The organism is Shewanella sp. LC6 (genome assembly GCF_006385735.2).
Taxonomy (GTDB): domain Bacteria; phylum Pseudomonadota; class Gammaproteobacteria; order Enterobacterales; family Shewanellaceae; genus Shewanella; species Shewanella xiamenensis.
Genome location: NZ_CP043902.1, coordinates 2,561,177 through 2,576,969 on the forward strand (window position 1 = coordinate 2,561,177; position 15,793 = coordinate 2,576,969).

Consider the following 15,793-nt stretch of genomic DNA (forward strand, 5'->3'; position numbering starts at 1 on the left):
TTTTGTGTGATCTTGTTCAAGAAGTACTCAGAGTTTTGGCGTAATACGAAAAAAGCGACTACGTTTATTTGTAGGGAAAAGTTTCTTCCGTAACAACATAATAGAAATATAAATAAAAGAGACAGTAAAAATGACAAGCATGGAGCGCAATCTTTTTTCTACCACCACCTTGACCTTTATTGTTGGAGCTATAGTCTTCTGCGGGCTCGTTTGGCTCTCCCATTGGTGGCTTGCAGGCTTATGTTTACTCTCATACTTGGGATTTGCTTGGGTGCTTCGGGCACAAATTCACAAATCGACTCATCTTTATCAATCTCGCCAACTCGCCTATGAAAAAGAGAAACGACATCATGTTGACCAACAAGTCGCCAAACTTGAGGCGATTATTTCCCGCTTAGTACCCGTTTGGCAGGGACATATCGTCTCTGTCGACCAACAAATGAACCAAAGCGTAGCCAATATGACGGAGCGATTTAGTTCAATTATCAGCGAAATCGAAAAAGTCACTAGTAATTCAACTGGGATCGCAGATCAACTCCACTCCCCAGGTATAGAAGACGACAAAGCTCTGCTAAAAGCATTATTTAATGACTTAAACCTGATGAATAGTGCCAAACTGCACCATTTAGAACAGTTAACCGCATTAGTTAACGATACCAAAGCACTTGATGGACTCGCAGCTGAAGTTAGAAAAATTGCCCAACAAACCAATTTATTAGCCTTAAATGCGGCAATTGAAGCCGCTAGAGCCGGAGAATCGGGGCGCGGCTTTGCTGTAGTGGCTGATGAAGTCAGAACCTTGTCAGCTCAATCAGGGCAGACAGGTGAACGGATTACTCAGCAAATTACTGAATTAAATCAACGTATGGCCGAGCTATACCAGCTGACCGATGCAGCTACTTTACAGGAAAGCCAAGCGCTAGAAGGTGGCGAGTCCATTCTCATCCGTGTAATTGACCACCTCGAAAATCGTACTTTGCAAATGAAAGATGAGGGTATTCAAGCATTAGAGCTTGGTCGGCAAGTTAAAAGAGAAATTGAGCAAATATTAGTGGATTTTCAATTTCAAGATCGCTGCGACCAAATGTTAAGACAGCTTGTTGCCAGTATTGATGAACTTACAGAGCTAATCCGTGTTCAACAGCAAGCGAGGGAAGCCGGTTTACCTATTCCTGAAGGTGATGTGGATTCCTTGCTTGCCATGATGAAGCAAAGGTATGTGGCGACCGAACAGCATATTCACCATAGTTCAAAAAAAGATAGCCATTATCAACATGCAGAGAAAAGTTCTATTAACTTCTTTTAGTTCACGTTTATAAAACAAGGATGGCCACTGAGATGAAAAGAATACTCGTAGTTGATGACTCTGCCTCTATCCGACATGTCGTCAGTATTGCGCTTAGGGGCGCAGGTTATGAGGTCATTGATGCCTGTGATGGTAAAGATGCACTGAGTAAACTCAATGGCGATAAAATTAATCTTATTATCAGTGACGTTAATATGCCAAATATGGATGGCATTAGCTTTTTAAAAGAAGTTAAAAAACATCCGCGTTATAAATTCACTCCAGTCATTATGCTCACCACCGAGGCGGGTCGGGATAAAATGGAAGAAGGTCGCATGGCGGGAGCTAAGGCATGGGTAGTCAAGCCTTTTCAACCACCCCAAATGCTTGATGCGGTAGCTAAACTTTGTTTACCGTAAAAGGATTTGTGTATGCCAATCAATATCGCGCTAAAAGATCAATCTATAAAGGTTAACTTAACCGAAGAGTTAACTATCTATAGTGTTATGGAATTTCGTGATGCACTAGTCAGTCATTTGCAACCGGGTGTAGACATCAGTGTTGATCTTTCTCAAGTGACGGAGATCGATACCGCAGGGCTTCAGTGGCTTCTGGCGCTTAAAGTATTGAATGAGGCACATCGAGTAGAATTTTGTCACCACAGCAAAGCGGTAATAGATGCCCTCGCACTTTCGGGTTTGTCTGGCACATTTGACGATACCATAGTGATATCCTCGGAGACTCGCCTATGACCGCTAATGACGTTCAAAAGTTATTTATGACCGAAGCGGAAGAACTACTGACAGAAATGGAAGATGCATTATTGTCATTAGAGGTCGACGCAGAAAGTACAGAATTAATAAATCAACTTTTTAGAGCAATGCACACGATAAAAGGTGCAGCGGGTATTTTTAATTATCGTGCCATCGTTGATTTTACTCATCCCATTGAAACGTCAATTGATAGGCTGCGCAAAAATGAATTGAAAATAGATAGTGCGCTTATAGCACTACTCCTTAAGTGTAAAGATCATACATGGGCGTTGGTCAATGCTGCGGTAGAGGAGGATGAGGCAGAGTTGAATACACTCTGCATTCAAAGTCAGTCAATTTTGGCCGAATTAGCGCAACATGAAAACCTTGAACCTTGTTACCCTCAGACTCTCGCCGCAGAGGCGATTACCCCTGAACGGATAGAAGGACATTATCTTGATACGGGCCATTGGCTTATATCACTGGATTTTAAAGCCGATGCACTACGTAATGGATTAGATCCATTAAGCTTTATTCGTTATTTGCATCAATTAGGTCAAGTGCTTGAAGTTATTTGTTTAAGCCACAAGTTGCCGCCATTCGAAGAATGTGACTTCGAAAGTTGCTTTTTACGCTATCGTATTATTTTTGCTGGAGATTGTACGAAAGAACAAATTGAATCGGTATTTGAATTTGCCCAAGATGATTGCGATATACAGATTCTACCTTCACAAAAAATCTCCGAATCATTTCAAGCTCTGATTGAACAGCTGAATCCGTCTGAAAATCAGCGACTAGGTGAAATTCTGCTATCGATCGGCGCCATCACTGAAAGAGAACTCTCTAAATCACTCGATTTACAGTCTGGTAAGAGTGAAGACTGCACGACTAAAAAACTGGGCGAAGTGCTAATTGCAAACTTACTTGTCGATAAACCTGTGGTTGAGCAAGCCCTTAAAAAACAAATTCAAGCTCGAGAGCAGGCGCAAACTATTCGCGTCGATTCTAATCGTCTTGGCCAGTTAATTAATTTGGTTGGTGAGCTGGTGACGGCAAGTGCTGCGATGAAGGTGATGGTCGACCGTTACCAATTTCTCGATGCTAATGACCTAGTAGGATCGGTAGAACATCTGGTCCAAGAAATTAGAGAAAATGCCTTACAACTACGTATGGTGCAGATAGGTGAAACCTTTTCACGTTTCCGGCGAGTGGTACGCGATGTCAGCAATGAACTAGGTAAACAAATTGAGTTGACCATCCAAGGGGGAGAGTCTGAACTCGATAAAATCGTTGTTGAAAAGATTAATGACCCTTTAACCCACCTTGTTCGCAATGCCCTAGATCACGGTATTGAACTTCCAGAGGCTCGTCTCAAGGCCGGTAAATCCGCTGAGGGACATCTGATGTTAAATGCCTACCATGATTCTGGACATATCGTTATTGAAGTCACTGACGATGGTGCTGGACTTGACCCTGAGCGCATTCGAAGAAAGGCTGAAGCATTGGGGTTAATTGATGTAAACCAGATGCTTAGCCATTCTGAAATTTTGAAATTAGCCTTTGAACCAGGCCTCAGTACTAAAGATAAAGCAAGTAATCTGTCAGGAAGAGGTGTTGGTATGGACGTTGTTAAACGCAATATTGAAGCGTTACGCGGCTCAGTTGAACTCGATAGCGAGCTGGGTAAAGGTACAAAAGTGACGATCACATTACCATTAACTCTTGCCATTATTGATGGTTTTATGGTTGGTGCTGCCAACGAAAACTATGTGATACCGCTGAATATGGTAGAAGAATGTGTCGAGCTCAATCGGGGCGAATGGCATGAGCAACAGAAGAATTACATCAGTTTGCGTGGGGAACTGATGCCTTTTATACGACTTAAAAGTTTTTTTAATATACCGAATTTAAATCAAAACCATACCCGTGAAAGCCTTGTTGTTGTTCGTTTTGGTCGAACTAAAGCAGGGATAGTTGTCGATAAATTATTTGGTGAACAGCAAACAGTGATTAAGCCCTTAGGGAAAATGTTTCAACATCTCAAGGGATTAAGCGGTGCCACTATTTTAGGAACGGGAGATATTGCCTTGATCCTTGACGTACAGGGTTTAATTACTGAAGCAAGTATTAGCGCCAAAAAATATCATCATGTAGCACTGATTGATGAATAGCCTATGTTGAAAAGGAATATTGACTATGTTTAAAAAACTGACGCTCAGCATGCAGATTTCTGGTGGTTATGCATTGGTGTTATTACTATTGATTGTGATTTCATTAGCCGCCTATTTTGGACTAACGAAAGCCATTAACGGTTTTAATGATTACCGCTCGTTGGCGCGCGACTCTAATATGGCTGGTCGCATCCAAGCTAATATGCTTACAATTCAAATACAGGCCTATGATTATATCTTTCAGAAGAATGAATCGGCTTATAAAGTATTCAATGAACGTAATGTTATTCTTAATGACATCATTCAAAAAGCGATGACGGAGATTAACGAGCCTGAATTGAGTCAACAACTTTCAGATATTCGCAAAGATATTGTTGATTACAATAGTTACTTTGAATCTGTAGTCAAATTGATTAAATCTCGCAATGATGAAGTTACCAACGTGTTGGTTCCAAAAGGAACTGAAGTTGTAAAACTGATTTCTGACACTATGCATCAATCCTATAATAAAGGTCAGATTGATGTTGCTTATCGAGCAGGTTCTGTGCTCGAATCGGTATTGACTGCTCGTTTAGCGGCATCTAAATTCCTTGAAACAAATTTAGATGCGGATTTACAGCAGGCGCTGATGGCTATTGATTTAGCTAAGGGAGAGCGTCTTTCTGCCTTAAAAACTGTGGCAACAGATCTAGATGCACAATCAAAATTATTACAATTTACCAGCAGCATTGACAATTATGCGTCTTCGTTAAAGTCAGTTTATAGCACTATTAGCGAAAGAAACGATATTGTGCAAAATCAACTCGACCGTATCGGTGCTGATGTTGCGCGCCAAACTGAAGATATCAAATTAACCATCCAAAAAAGGCAAGATGCCCTTGGTCCTAATGTTAAAGCCCAGAATGAGCAGACCCTTACCACTGTTATTAGTGTATCTATTGCCGCCATTTTGATCGGTATTTTCTTGGCATGGTTTTTAGTGAAGTTAATTAAAAAACCGTTGGGTGGAGAACCTCGTGATATGGAAACGATTGCGCGCGCAATCGCTAACGGAGACTTAACTGTAGAGCTAAAACAGCGTGAAAATGCGACGGGGGTTTATAAGGCGATGATTGATATGATTGATAGCCTTACTTCTGTGATTGCTCAGGTTCGAAGTGGTGCAGATAATTTGTCTAGTGCTTCTTCACAGGTCAGTAGTACCGCTCAAAGTCTAAGCCAAGGAGCAACAGAGCAGGCTGCTAGTGTCGAAGAGACGACCAGTGCCGTTGAAGAGTTAAATGCGTCTGTCCAGCAGAACTCCGAAAATGCAAGGGTTACCAATAATATGGCAACGGTAGCCGCTGAAGAAGCACGACAAGGTGGAATAGCGGTAGAACAAACCGTTGCCGCAATGAAACAGATTGCGGCGAAAATTAGCCTAATAGAAGACATTGCATATAAAACTAATCTATTAAGTCTCAATGCGGCCATTGAGGCGGCCCGTGCTGGTGAACATGGTAAAGGCTTTACCGTTGTCGCCTCCGAGGTTAGAAAATTAGCTGAAAACAGCAGCTTAACGGCACAAGAAATTAATAAACTAGCCAGCGAAAGTGTTGGTATTGCTGAAAATGCTGGCCGTTTGATCGCTAATATTGTGCCTAATATCCAAAAAACATCTGATTTGGTTCAGGAAATTAGTTCCTCCTCTGAGGAACAAGCCATTGGGATCAGCCAGATTAATGACTCTATGTTACAGCTTGATAAAGCCACACAGCAGAATGCATCTGCGTCAGAAGAGTTAGCCGCGACATCAGAGGAGTTAAACGGTCAGGCTAATCAACTACTTGACGCAGTAGAGTTTTTTAAACTTGCCATCAGTAGTGAAAGATCTCATCAAGGTAAATCAACAGTAATGGCGGCTTCTGGGCGTAAAACAGCCAAAGCTAAGCAACATGTTGAACGTACCGATTTCGAACGATTCTGATAGGGGCCTATCATGAATCAATTAGTGAATGAGATGAAGGCCAATTCAGTGGGAGATATTACCCAATATCTTACCTTTCAGTCAGGGAATGATACCTTTGCAATTGGTATTTTGGATGTAAAAGAGATCATTGAAATTGAAGGCATTACGCGGGTGCCTATGATGCCAGAATTTTTGTGCGGTATTATTAATTTACGAGGTAAGGTCGTCCCTGTTATTGATTTGTCCAAAAGGCTAGGGCGTCTAACAACGGTCATCTCAAAAAAAAGTTGTATTGTGTTGGTTGAAGTCAGTCACGAGGATGAGCAGCAAACCATTGGGATGTTAGTGGATGAAGTGAATGAAATTCTTGAAATTGATGATGAACATACACAGCCGCCACCGGATTTTGGTGCCGATCTCAGAGTTGACTTTATTCGCGCAATGGGGCGAGTTGGCGAACATTTTATGATATTACTTGATATCAATTATGTGCTGTCGGTGGCCGACATTAGTGCAATTAGCCAACTCAATTTTCATGCAGCTGATGCCACTGATGAAGCACTATGAAGTCCTCACCGTTGCAGCTTGAACATACCGCCTTAACGCAAAGGGAATTTGAACATATCCGGCAATTTTTGTATGAGGAGGCCGGTATATTCTTGAGCGACATTAAAAAATCATTGGTGGCTAGTCGATTATGTCGACGCCTAAAAGAAACCGGTTATGAAAACTATGGAGATTACTTTGAGTTCGTCAAAAAACACTCTGAACATATTGAATATCATCATTTTATAGATGCTTTGACGACCAATGAAACGTTCTTTTTTCGTGAAATAGAGCATTTTGAATTTGTTAAACACCTAATAAAAACACATCCACAAAAAAAAAGCTGGCAGGTATGGTCAGCAGCTTGTTCATCTGGAGAGGAGGCTTACAGCTTAGCCATGCTGTTGGCGGATCATTTAGGGATTGATGGTCACTGGCAAGTGCAGGGGTCTGATATTAGCCAGCGGGTGCTAGCGAAGGCTGAAATGGCACATTATCCCCTTGAACGTAATGACGCCATCGGCTTTGAGAGATTACAGAAGTATTGCTTAAAGGGGGTGGGTAAGCAAAACGGTACATTTTTAATTGACCAAAGCTTAAAGAGTAAAGTTAGCTTTTTTGCGATGAATCTGACTCAATCCTGTGAAAGTGTCGGGATGTGCGACTTAATCTTTATTCGTAATGTAATGATTTATTTTGATGCTGAGTCTAAGCAAAGGGTCATAAACCATGTAATAAAGCAGTTGAAAGTCGGTGGTTATTTGTTTATTTCACATACCGAATCCTTGATGCACGTAAAACATGGGTTAAAGCAGATTAAACCTTCTATCTATCAAAGGATTTGATGTGGAAAAGATAGCCTTAAATCAAAGAACAGTAATCATGATTGGCCCTGGTGAGCATTATGTGACGGCGAAAAACGAAGTCATAAAGACATTATTGGGCTCATGTGTGGCAGTATGTTTATTTGATCCCAAGGCTCAGGTCATTGGAATGAATCACTTTTTATTGGCTGCTGATCGGCGCAAGCTTACACATTTTCTTGATTCTCGCGCAGGTTACTATGGTGTTCATGCCATGGAGATCTTAATCAATGCCATGCTAAAGTTAGGAGCACAGCGGCAATATTTGCAGAGTAAAATATTTGGAGGCGCGAATGTTTTATCTTTGTGTGCTGACAATATCCTTAATCACTATGATATTGGCGGGATGAATATTGATTTTGTTAGACAGTTTCTACAACGTGAACGAATCCCTGTTATTAGTGAAGATCTTGGAGGCCATTCTGGTCGAATAATTTATTTCGATCCGTCGGATTATTCGGTGTATCGCAGTTTAATCGAGAATAAATATGAAGAAATTGCGTCACTTCAGGATGAAGAATACCGATATTTTAATAAAGCGAGTGAAGATATGCGTACCTCTAATAACTCGGTGGTGATTTGGTCGGATTAACAAGACTTAAGGGGGCTTTGTGATTAATGTCGCCATAGTCGATGACTCAGCAGTTGTCAGACAAGTGATCAGCAGCATGTTAGCTAACCAGCCTGATATTACCTTATTAGGCTGTGCTCGGGATCCGTTGTTTGCGCTTAAATTATTTGAACAGCAATGGCCCGATGTCATTATTCTTGATATTGAAATGCCAAGAATGGATGGCATTACTTTCTTAAAAAAAGTGATGGCTGAAAGGCCAACCCCTGTCGTGATTTGCTCAACACTCACTGAGCAAGGTGCTTCAGTGACTATTGCTGCACTTGCCGCGGGAGCGGTTGATATCATTACTAAACCTAAATTAGGATTGAAGGGATTTTTGGAGGAATCACAAGCCCGTTTACTCCAGTCCGTGCGTGCTGCAGCTAAAGCATCAGTATCAAAATTGCGTGTTAATACCCCCACAAAAATGCCTGTCGCCGCGAAACATAACGCCGATGTAGTGTTAACATCAACAAACCATGCGCTACACCAAACCACGGATCGGGTTGTTGCACTCGGAACTTCAACGGGTGGAACCCATGCACTTGAGTGCGTGTTAACGGCATTGCCACGTACAAGTGCCGGTATTGTTGTTGTCCAACATATGCCAGAGCATTTTACGGCGGCCTTTGCTAGTAGGTTAAATAGTTTATGTGAAATGGAAGTGAAAGAAGCCGAAGATAACGATAGAGTGATGCCGGGTCTTGTGCTCATTGCTAACGGCGGCAAGCACATGCTGCTACAACGTAGTGGTGCTCAATATCGTGTTCAGCTTAAGGACGGACCGTTGGTCAGTCGGCATCGCCCCTCGGTTGATGTGTTGTTTCGTTCAGTCTCTAATGCTGCGGGTAAAAATGCCCTAGGCATAATTATGACTGGTATGGGGGACGATGGTGCTCGGGGTTTGCTAGATATGCATCATGCTGGAGCCACAACATTGGCACAGGATGAAGCCAGTTGTGTGGTTTATGGTATGCCAAAAGAGGCTGTGAAGCTCGGCGCAGTCAGTCGGCAGGTTGCTTTAAGCAATATTGCTGAGGAAATTATTGCATTTACCAAAGAATAAAAAAGCCAGTGCGGACACTGGCTTTCTCTGACGAAAAAAGGCGGTTATACGCGCTTTTTAAATTCGCCAGTACGGGTATCGATTTCAATCTTGTCGCCAACTTTCACAAAGTCAGCCACGCTGATAGTGCCGCCACCAGTGATAGTTGCTGGCTTCATTACTTTACCTGAAGTATCGCCACGAGCTGATGGCTCAGTGTAGATCACTTCACGTACGATAGTGGTTGGCATTTCTACAGAAATTGCTTTGCCTTCGTAGAAAGTCACTTGGCAAGTTTCTTCCATACCGTCAACGATGTAAGCTGCTGCATCACCTAAGTTTTCAGCTTCTACGTCGTATTGGTTGTATTCTGCATCCATGAATACATACATAGGATCAGCAAAGTAAGAATAAGTACAATCCAGACGATCTAGGATAATATCGTCTAACTTATCTTCACCTTTAAAAGTGGTTTCAGTACCAGAGTTAAGCAGTAAGTTTTTCAGCTTTAACTTAACGATGGCAGCGTTACGGCCAGAACGAGTTGTTTCTGTTTTCTGTACAACCCATGGGCTGCCTTCAAACATGATCACGTTACCAGGACGGATTTCATGAGCAGTTTTCATTACACAATTTCCTATATGTCGATTTTCTATATCAGCGCAGCATCTTAGCTTTTTTTCACAAATTGGACTAGCCGAGTTGCAAGATCTGCAGCATTTATTGCGTCAATTGGCCATTCTTTAGCATGTTGTAAGAGTGGCAAACAGACTGGATTTAGGTTTTGCCAGTGAGTTTTCACGGCGGATTGCTCTCCTTGGTTAAATGCAACGTTCAATTTAGACCAAGTGTCAGCAATATCAGGGGGCAGATTATCGCAGTAAAGTCGAATAAAAGCTTCTAATTTTATTAGATGATAATCATCTTCTTGCGGATAAATATGCCAAATAAAAGGTTTTGCCGCCCATTGGGCCCGTAAGAAGCTATCTTCACCGCGGACAATATTAACGTCGCAGCTCCATAGCAGGCGGTCAAATCCCTGTTGATCGGTCATCGGCAAGATATGCAGGGTTAAATTCCCCAGTTTAATTTGCTGCCCAGGTATTAATTCCTCTATAGGGCAGGGCAATATGTGCTGCAAACTGTTTAAGCTGCGGCCTTTGGGGATAAGGGCGTGAATTTTTCCATCGCGTTTGGCCGTGGCTTGCCAGAGTTCACATATGGCAGGGAGCGACTCGGTTTCATAACTAAAGACGCTATAGACAGTATCTTGCGCTTCAATATCCTTAAGACCAAGACGCTCAAATAATTGCAGCTTATTGGCGCTATCCTGTTGCCATGAATCGCGCTCGGCAAATAGCTCCCGCTCACAAATCAGTCCACCCGTCTTAGGTGTAAAGCCCGGGAAAAAGAAATACTTTCTAATGCCGCTTGCCTGCATCGAGGGTAAACCATGGCAGCCATCGACCCAATCTTCAGCGCTTAAATACTCTAAATTAAGCCATAAAGGCACAGATTTTGGTGTTTTAATATGCAGTTCAGCAAGTTGTTGCTTCACTACATCGGGTAATTCGCAGGCGAAGGCTTCAATTAACACTTCGCCTGGCTCATATACCAAAGGTAAGGGCGTAGTCCAATGAAGGATAGTCACGCCATGAAAAATCTGGCAAGTGAGGTTAGAGTCAAGGGCCGGTAAAATATGCGAAAAACTGTTTAAGTCATCGACCCAAAGCTTAATAGGGATCTGATATTCATTGACTAACTGTTTGGCTAAACGCCAAGTAACGCCAATATCACCGTAGTTATCGACGACAGTACAGAAGATATCCCAGTGGGGATGTTGGGGAGCTACCATTGGAAATATCGCTTTAATTTACGTGGAGAACAAATGTAAAAAAAGCGGCATTGGGCCACTTTTTTTACACAGCTCACTCGATGAAACTAGGCTTAGTCTTCGAGTTCTGCTAAACACATTTCTTCGTAGATTTGTTTGACCCAAGCATCAACACGCTCTTCGGTCAGCTCTGGTTGACGGTCTTCGTCAATCCCTAAACCGATGAAGTGATCGTCATCCACTAAGCCTTTAGAAGCTTCGAAGTTGTAACCTGCAGTAGGCCAATGTCCAATGATAATACCACCACGGGCTTGAACGATATCGCCAATCATGCCCATGGCATCGAGGAAATATTCCGCGTAGTCTTCTTGATCACCACAACCGAAAATAGCAACCAGTTTGTCTGTAAAATCAATCTGTTCTAACTCAGGAAAAAAGTCATCCCAGTCACACTGTGCTTCACCATAATACCAGGTTGGGATACCGAACAGCAGCAGGTCGTATTCTGCGATCTGTTCTTTGGTACTTTTGGCGATATCTTTCACCTCAACCATTTTCTTACCCAGTTTCTTCTGGATCATCTTGGCGACAGCTTCGGTGTTGCCTGTGTCGCTACCGAAAAAAAGACCTACAGTTGCCATTGTCTATCCTTTATGTCTAGTTCACTTATACGTTAATCTTGCTGCTATCGATTGCTCAGCATTCTATTTTTTGCTGAAGAATTAATTCGATTAACTGGCTTCGGCTGATGTTACTGGCCAATGCCCGCTCATTCAAGGCGTCATATAAATCTTGTGACACCTTTAACTCTATTCGCTTTAATCCTTTGGCTTTATCCCGCTGGATCTGGTTGCGCTTATTGACCTTAAGTTGCTGGCTACGGGACAAAGGATTGCTACGTGGGCGTCCCCGTCGCTTTTCATTGGCAAAAAGGTCAATGGTCGTTCTATCTGTTGCTTCTTTTGCCATGTTCTTATTGTTTAACCGATGCCTGAACCTTCCCAAGACATCTGGATAATACCTTTTGCAATAAACCCGGCGCAGCCGAGAAATAACACTAACCAAACAATAAATCGACCGAATTTCGGTACGTTACCTTGTTTTAGCACATCGTGGATGGCCATGCCGATAAAGAAAAATATCGCGGCAAAAAACAGGTTCAAGCCGATGGTCTCAATTTGTTCCATGTACTGAGATAACATACTTTCTTAGTCCTCTAGAGTGTTCTAAGGCTAAAAGAGGCGCGAATATATCACATCAACAAGGTGTCGGCTATATGATTTAGGTCGAGAATCGTTGTCATTTACACCGTGTGTTTGTCAATAAATTCAGACACAATCCGGTTAAAAATGGTAGGTTTTTGCGCATGTAACCAATGGCCACACCCTTCAAGGGTTTTTGCTTGTGCCAATGGGAATTGTGTCATGATGGCATTTCTATGTTCACCAGTGACATAGTTTGAGTCTCCTCCGCGGATAAAGAGGCTGGGGCCGTGGTAAGTTTGGCGCTTTTCTTCTACAAGATTATGCCAACCAATAATATTGGGATAACACGCTTTTAAGCCGCTTAAATTCATTTTCCAACGAAAGCCTGTCTCAGTCCGTTGCAAATTTTTGAGAAGAAATTGGGCTGTCGCTTCATCAATGCCGCTATGGGTTAAATGGGCCAAGGCAAAACGGCGATCGGTGTGGCCTTCAAGTGGCAAACTTTCGAGTGCGGCAAATACCGCATCATGGCGTGGCTGATAAGCAACTGGGGCAATATCAGCGGCAACCATGCTGATGATGCGTTCTGGATAGGCTAGGGCCGTTGCCATGGCAATTTTCCCACCCATGGAATGTCCCATAATATGCACGCGCTCAAGCTTGAGATCATCGAGTAAATCCACCATCGCTTTCGCTAAGCTTGGGTAATCCATCTGTTGCCAATGTTCACTTAAGCCGTGATTAGGTACATCAACGCGGATGACTTGATGATGGGTTTCGATAACTTGACCTAAGCCTTTAAGATTATCTAAATTGCCAAAGAGACCATGGATAAGGAGGACAGCTTCTCCTTGACCAGAAGATACAAAATTCATGGAATAGCCTGTGCTATGGTACCTAACGTTGCGCGAATTGTGCCTTCAATGCGTTAAGTTTGACAAGTCTTGTGGCGGTTTTGAAATTAAGAACCTTCAACTTGCTGGCTTTTTCAGCGATTAACATCGTTGTGCTAATTTGATGTGCGATTTCACGCATTTTTAGATTAATGATGCTTTATCAGATTGATAGAGATAGATACACTGAGGCAACGATCGCACAGATCCTTTGCTAGGATCGCCTGTGGTGCACTTTTTCGGTAAGCCTATCAAATAACAAAGGATAATAAGGTTATGAAATACATCGAAGTGGATGAAGAGCTCTATCGTCATATTGCCAGCAAAACGGAACGTATTGGTGAGAGTGCCTCTGATATTCTCCGTCGATTACTCGGCCTGTCCGTCGATGCGGTTGAACAGTCACAGCCACAGTCTATCAGCCAACCGAGTTTAGAGGTGGTAACGCCTGAGCCACAGAGCGTTCCGCAAGTAGAAAGCTTCGAGTCTGTCATCGATTTTAATCAATTGGTTGATGAACATAAGTTAGAACAACAAAAAGGCGCGGTGGGCCGCTTCTTATTTTTGCTCGAGAGCTTGTATCAACTTAACAAAGCCCAGTTTTCGCAAATTTTACAGATCCAAGGGCGCGATCGTCTCTACTTTGCGCGCTCTCGTGAGGAGTTACTCAAGGCTAGCGCCACCGCAAATCCGAAGGAAATCGGTAATACCGGATTTTGGGTAACGACCAACAACAATACTGCAAAAAAACGGACAATTTTAGCCGAGGCCTTGGTGCAATTGGGCTGTGATGCCCAAATCGCCAACGGCATTGCCGAACGCGTATAACGACTTATCGACGCCGCAATGATGCGGCGTTTCCATTTAATAACCGATTTTCCAGTAGGAGAGGATCAGGTGGCAATACATCAACGGGCAGGACAAACCGCGAGTCAGACGGATCTGGTGAATATTCCAAAGCTGATGAGCCATTATTACAGCATCAAACCCAATGTGGATGCTGCCGAGCAGCGTGTGACATTCGGGACCTCAGGCCATCGCGGAACTGCATTTCAAGGGAGCTTTAACCAAGACCATATTTGGGCGATTACCCAAGCCGTTGTCGATTATCGCCAATCGGTGAATATCGAAGGCCCGCTGTTTTTAGGTATCGATACCCACGCTTTATCTTATGCGGCTTACGTGTCGGCGATTGAAGTGTTAGCGGCCAATAAGGTGACTGTGCATATCCAGCAACATGATGGTTTTACGCCAACGCCTGTGGTGTCACATGCGATTATTTGTGCAAATCGCGAGGCGGCACTAAGTGGTGCCGCGTTAAGCGATGGTTTGATTATTACGCCATCCCACAATCCACCGCAGGATGGTGGGATTAAATACAATCCACCCCATGGTGGCCCTGCTGAAGGTAATATCACTGCGTGGATTGAGTCCCGCGCAAATGATTACCTGCGCGCAGCGCTCAAGGGCGTTAATAAGCTCGCTTATGCAGATGCATTGGCTTCGGGTTATGTGCATGCCATCGATTTGATCTCCCCATATGTCGCGGATTTAGTCAATGTGGTCGATATGCATGCTATCGCTAAGGCTAAACTTAAGCTGGGTGTCGATCCATTAGGCGGCTCCGGTATTCATTATTGGGCACCGATTGCCAAGCACTATGGCATTGATATCACTTTAGTTAACGATAAGGTCGATCCAAGCTTCAGCTTTATGTCATTGGATAAGGACGGCAAGATCCGCATGGATTGCTCTTCTCCCTATGCGATGGCAGGTTTACTGGCCCATAAAGAATCCTTCGATTTATGTGTGGGTAACGATCCTGACTACGATAGACACGGCATCGTGTGTCCGGGCACCGGGCTGATGGACCCCAACCACTATTTAGCAGTAGCGATTGATTATCTGCTAACCCACAGACCAGAGTGGAGCGATAGCTTAGCCATTGGTAAGACATTGGTATCGAGCGCGCTTATCGATAAAATCTGTGCCTTCCATGGCAAAAAATTACTCGAAGTCCCCGTTGGCTTTAAGTGGTTTGTCGATGGATTAGCTGAGGCAACCATTGCCTTTGGCGGTGAGGAGAGTGCGGGCGCCGCGTTCCTGCGCCGTGATGGCACGACTTGGTGTACTGACAAGGACGGTTTTATTTTAGTGCTGCTCGCAGCCGAAATGCTTGCGGTCACAGGTAAAACGCCGGGGCAACGCCATCAAGAATTAGTGGCGCAATTTGGTCAAAGCTTCTACAAGCGTATCGACAGCCCAATTAGCCTTGAGAACAAAGCCAAATTTGCCAAGCTTAATGCCGAGACCTTAAACGCCACTACGCTGGCGGGTGAGAACATTGAGGCTGTATTGACCCATGCACCTGGCAATAATGCTTCAATTGGTGGCATTAAAGTGACCACGGCCAATGGTTGGTTTGCTGCGCGGCCATCGGGCACTGAGGCGTTATTCAAGATTTACGGTGAGAGCTTTATCAGTGAGCAACATCTTGCCGATATCATTAAGGACGCACAAGCCCTGATCGATAAGGCCCTCAGCGCCTGATTTAGCGTTTACGCATTCTTTTTACCGATAAAAAAACGCACTCATTGAAATCCTATGAGTGCGTTTTTATTTGCAGCGATTGTAAGAT

General features: G+C 43.4%; 17 protein-coding genes. 11 read left to right on the forward strand and 6 right to left on the reverse strand.

All coding sequences use genetic code 11. The annotated features are described in order from the left end of the window. The first annotated feature begins 130 nt into the window (after positions 1 to 130). Genes FJD32_RS25245 through FJD32_RS11695 form a run of 9 tightly spaced genes read left to right on the forward strand, consistent with a single transcriptional unit; the run spans position 131 to position 9,244 of the window. Positions 131 to 1,306, forward strand: coding sequence for a methyl-accepting chemotaxis protein (locus FJD32_RS25245; protein ID WP_140906886.1), 1,176 nt, complete (start codon positions 131 to 133; stop codon positions 1,304 to 1,306). 32 nt (positions 1,307 to 1,338) lie between these two features. After that, the gene (locus tag FJD32_RS11660) at positions 1,339 to 1,704 is read left to right on the forward strand and encodes a response regulator (RefSeq protein WP_037429781.1); all 366 of its coding nucleotides are present in this window, start codon (positions 1,339 to 1,341) and stop codon (positions 1,702 to 1,704) included. A 12-nt stretch (positions 1,705 to 1,716) separates the two neighbouring features. Continuing rightward, on the forward strand, positions 1,717 to 2,037 hold the full coding sequence (locus FJD32_RS11665) for an STAS domain-containing protein (protein WP_140906887.1): 321 nt from the start codon (positions 1,717 to 1,719) through the stop codon (positions 2,035 to 2,037). Further along, entirely contained in the window at positions 2,034 to 4,208 is a 2,175-nt protein-coding gene (locus FJD32_RS11670) for a chemotaxis protein CheA (RefSeq protein ID WP_037429779.1), read from the forward strand. Before FJD32_RS11665 ends, FJD32_RS11670 begins: the two co-directional genes overlap by 4 nt. Positions 4,209 to 4,233: 25 nt before the next feature. Continuing rightward, entirely contained in the window at positions 4,234 to 6,174 is a 1,941-nt protein-coding gene (locus tag FJD32_RS11675; RefSeq protein WP_140906888.1) for a methyl-accepting chemotaxis protein, read from the forward strand. Between the two features lie 12 nt (positions 6,175 to 6,186). Next, entirely contained in the window at positions 6,187 to 6,723 is a 537-nt protein-coding gene (locus FJD32_RS11680) for a chemotaxis protein CheW (protein ID WP_037429777.1), read from the forward strand. Then, complete coding sequence (locus tag FJD32_RS11685; protein WP_037429776.1) at positions 6,720 to 7,547, forward strand: protein-glutamate O-methyltransferase CheR; 828 nt, start codon at positions 6,720 to 6,722, stop codon at positions 7,545 to 7,547. Before FJD32_RS11680 ends, FJD32_RS11685 begins: the two co-directional genes overlap by 4 nt. Position 7,548: 1 nt before the next feature. Then, positions 7,549 to 8,157, forward strand: coding sequence for a chemotaxis protein CheD (locus tag FJD32_RS11690; RefSeq protein ID WP_055647943.1), 609 nt, complete (start codon positions 7,549 to 7,551; stop codon positions 8,155 to 8,157). Between the two features lie 19 nt (positions 8,158 to 8,176). Beyond that, positions 8,177 to 9,244 carry a chemotaxis response regulator protein-glutamate methylesterase gene (locus tag FJD32_RS11695; protein WP_140906889.1) on the forward strand — a complete coding sequence of 356 codons (1,068 nt, stop codon included), beginning with the start codon at positions 8,177 to 8,179 and terminating at the stop codon, positions 9,242 to 9,244. A gap of 44 nt (positions 9,245 to 9,288) precedes the next feature. On the opposite strand, the gene efp is transcribed toward FJD32_RS11695, so the two are convergent. The 6 genes from efp to FJD32_RS11725 form a co-directional block, all read right to left on the reverse strand. Then, complete coding sequence (gene efp / locus FJD32_RS11700) at positions 9,289 to 9,849, reverse strand: elongation factor P (protein WP_037418480.1); 561 nt, start codon at positions 9,847 to 9,849, stop codon at positions 9,289 to 9,291. A gap of 44 nt (positions 9,850 to 9,893) precedes the next feature. Then, entirely contained in the window at positions 9,894 to 11,078 is a 1,185-nt protein-coding gene (earP, locus tag FJD32_RS11705) for an elongation factor P maturation arginine rhamnosyltransferase EarP (RefSeq protein WP_055647945.1), read from the reverse strand. A 92-nt stretch (positions 11,079 to 11,170) separates the two neighbouring features. Beyond that, the gene (fldA, locus tag FJD32_RS11710) at positions 11,171 to 11,698 is read right to left on the reverse strand and encodes a flavodoxin FldA (RefSeq protein ID WP_023265275.1); all 528 of its coding nucleotides are present in this window, start codon (positions 11,696 to 11,698) and stop codon (positions 11,171 to 11,173) included. Positions 11,699 to 11,753: 55 nt separating this feature from the next. Next, the gene (gene ybfE / locus FJD32_RS11715; protein WP_011072323.1) at positions 11,754 to 12,026 is read right to left on the reverse strand and encodes a LexA regulated protein; all 273 of its coding nucleotides are present in this window, start codon (positions 12,024 to 12,026) and stop codon (positions 11,754 to 11,756) included. An 11-nt stretch (positions 12,027 to 12,037) separates the two neighbouring features. After that, entirely contained in the window at positions 12,038 to 12,259 is a 222-nt protein-coding gene (locus FJD32_RS11720) for a DUF2788 domain-containing protein (protein WP_007648263.1), read from the reverse strand. Between the two features lie 101 nt (positions 12,260 to 12,360). Further along, positions 12,361 to 13,137, reverse strand: coding sequence for an alpha/beta fold hydrolase (locus tag FJD32_RS11725; protein ID WP_037429771.1), 777 nt, complete (start codon positions 13,135 to 13,137; stop codon positions 12,361 to 12,363). Between the two features lie 294 nt (positions 13,138 to 13,431). Here FJD32_RS11725 and seqA point away from each other — a divergent pair, with 294 nt between their 5' ends. Beyond that, positions 13,432 to 13,983 carry a replication initiation negative regulator SeqA gene (seqA, locus tag FJD32_RS11730; RefSeq protein WP_037418499.1) on the forward strand — a complete coding sequence of 184 codons (552 nt, stop codon included), beginning with the start codon at positions 13,432 to 13,434 and terminating at the stop codon, positions 13,981 to 13,983. A 69-nt stretch (positions 13,984 to 14,052) separates the two neighbouring features. Further along, complete coding sequence (pgm, locus tag FJD32_RS11735) at positions 14,053 to 15,705, forward strand: phosphoglucomutase (alpha-D-glucose-1,6-bisphosphate-dependent) (protein WP_037429770.1); 1,653 nt, start codon at positions 14,053 to 14,055, stop codon at positions 15,703 to 15,705. The last annotated feature ends 88 nt before the right edge of the window (positions 15,706 to 15,793 follow it).

What these genes read in the sequence shown, in the direction of transcription:
- efp (WP_037418480.1), bottom strand. Translation starts at nt 9,849, where the DNA reads ATGAAAACTGCTCATGAAATCCGTCCTGGTAACGTGATCATGTTTGAA.
- FJD32_RS11720 (WP_007648263.1), bottom strand. Translation starts at nt 12,259, where the DNA reads ATGTTATCTCAGTACATGGAACAAATTGAGACCATCGGCTTGAACCTG.
- fldA (WP_023265275.1), bottom strand. Translation starts at nt 11,698, where the DNA reads ATGGCAACTGTAGGTCTTTTTTTCGGTAGCGACACAGGCAACACCGAA.
- FJD32_RS11725 (WP_037429771.1), bottom strand. Translation starts at nt 13,137, where the DNA reads ATGAATTTTGTATCTTCTGGTCAAGGAGAAGCTGTCCTCCTTATCCAT.
- FJD32_RS11670 (WP_037429779.1), top strand. Translation starts at nt 2,034, where the DNA reads ATGACCGCTAATGACGTTCAAAAGTTATTTATGACCGAAGCGGAAGAA.
- earP (WP_055647945.1), bottom strand. Translation starts at nt 11,078, where the DNA reads ATGGTAGCTCCCCAACATCCCCACTGGGATATCTTCTGTACTGTCGTC.
- FJD32_RS11675 (WP_140906888.1), top strand. Translation starts at nt 4,234, where the DNA reads ATGTTTAAAAAACTGACGCTCAGCATGCAGATTTCTGGTGGTTATGCA.
- FJD32_RS11665 (WP_140906887.1), top strand. Translation starts at nt 1,717, where the DNA reads ATGCCAATCAATATCGCGCTAAAAGATCAATCTATAAAGGTTAACTTA.
- FJD32_RS25245 (WP_140906886.1), top strand. Translation starts at nt 131, where the DNA reads ATGACAAGCATGGAGCGCAATCTTTTTTCTACCACCACCTTGACCTTT.
- seqA (WP_037418499.1), top strand. Translation starts at nt 13,432, where the DNA reads ATGAAATACATCGAAGTGGATGAAGAGCTCTATCGTCATATTGCCAGC.
- FJD32_RS11685 (WP_037429776.1), top strand. Translation starts at nt 6,720, where the DNA reads ATGAAGTCCTCACCGTTGCAGCTTGAACATACCGCCTTAACGCAAAGG.
- FJD32_RS11680 (WP_037429777.1), top strand. Translation starts at nt 6,187, where the DNA reads ATGAATCAATTAGTGAATGAGATGAAGGCCAATTCAGTGGGAGATATT.
- ybfE (WP_011072323.1), bottom strand. Translation starts at nt 12,026, where the DNA reads ATGGCAAAAGAAGCAACAGATAGAACGACCATTGACCTTTTTGCCAAT.
- FJD32_RS11660 (WP_037429781.1), top strand. Translation starts at nt 1,339, where the DNA reads ATGAAAAGAATACTCGTAGTTGATGACTCTGCCTCTATCCGACATGTC.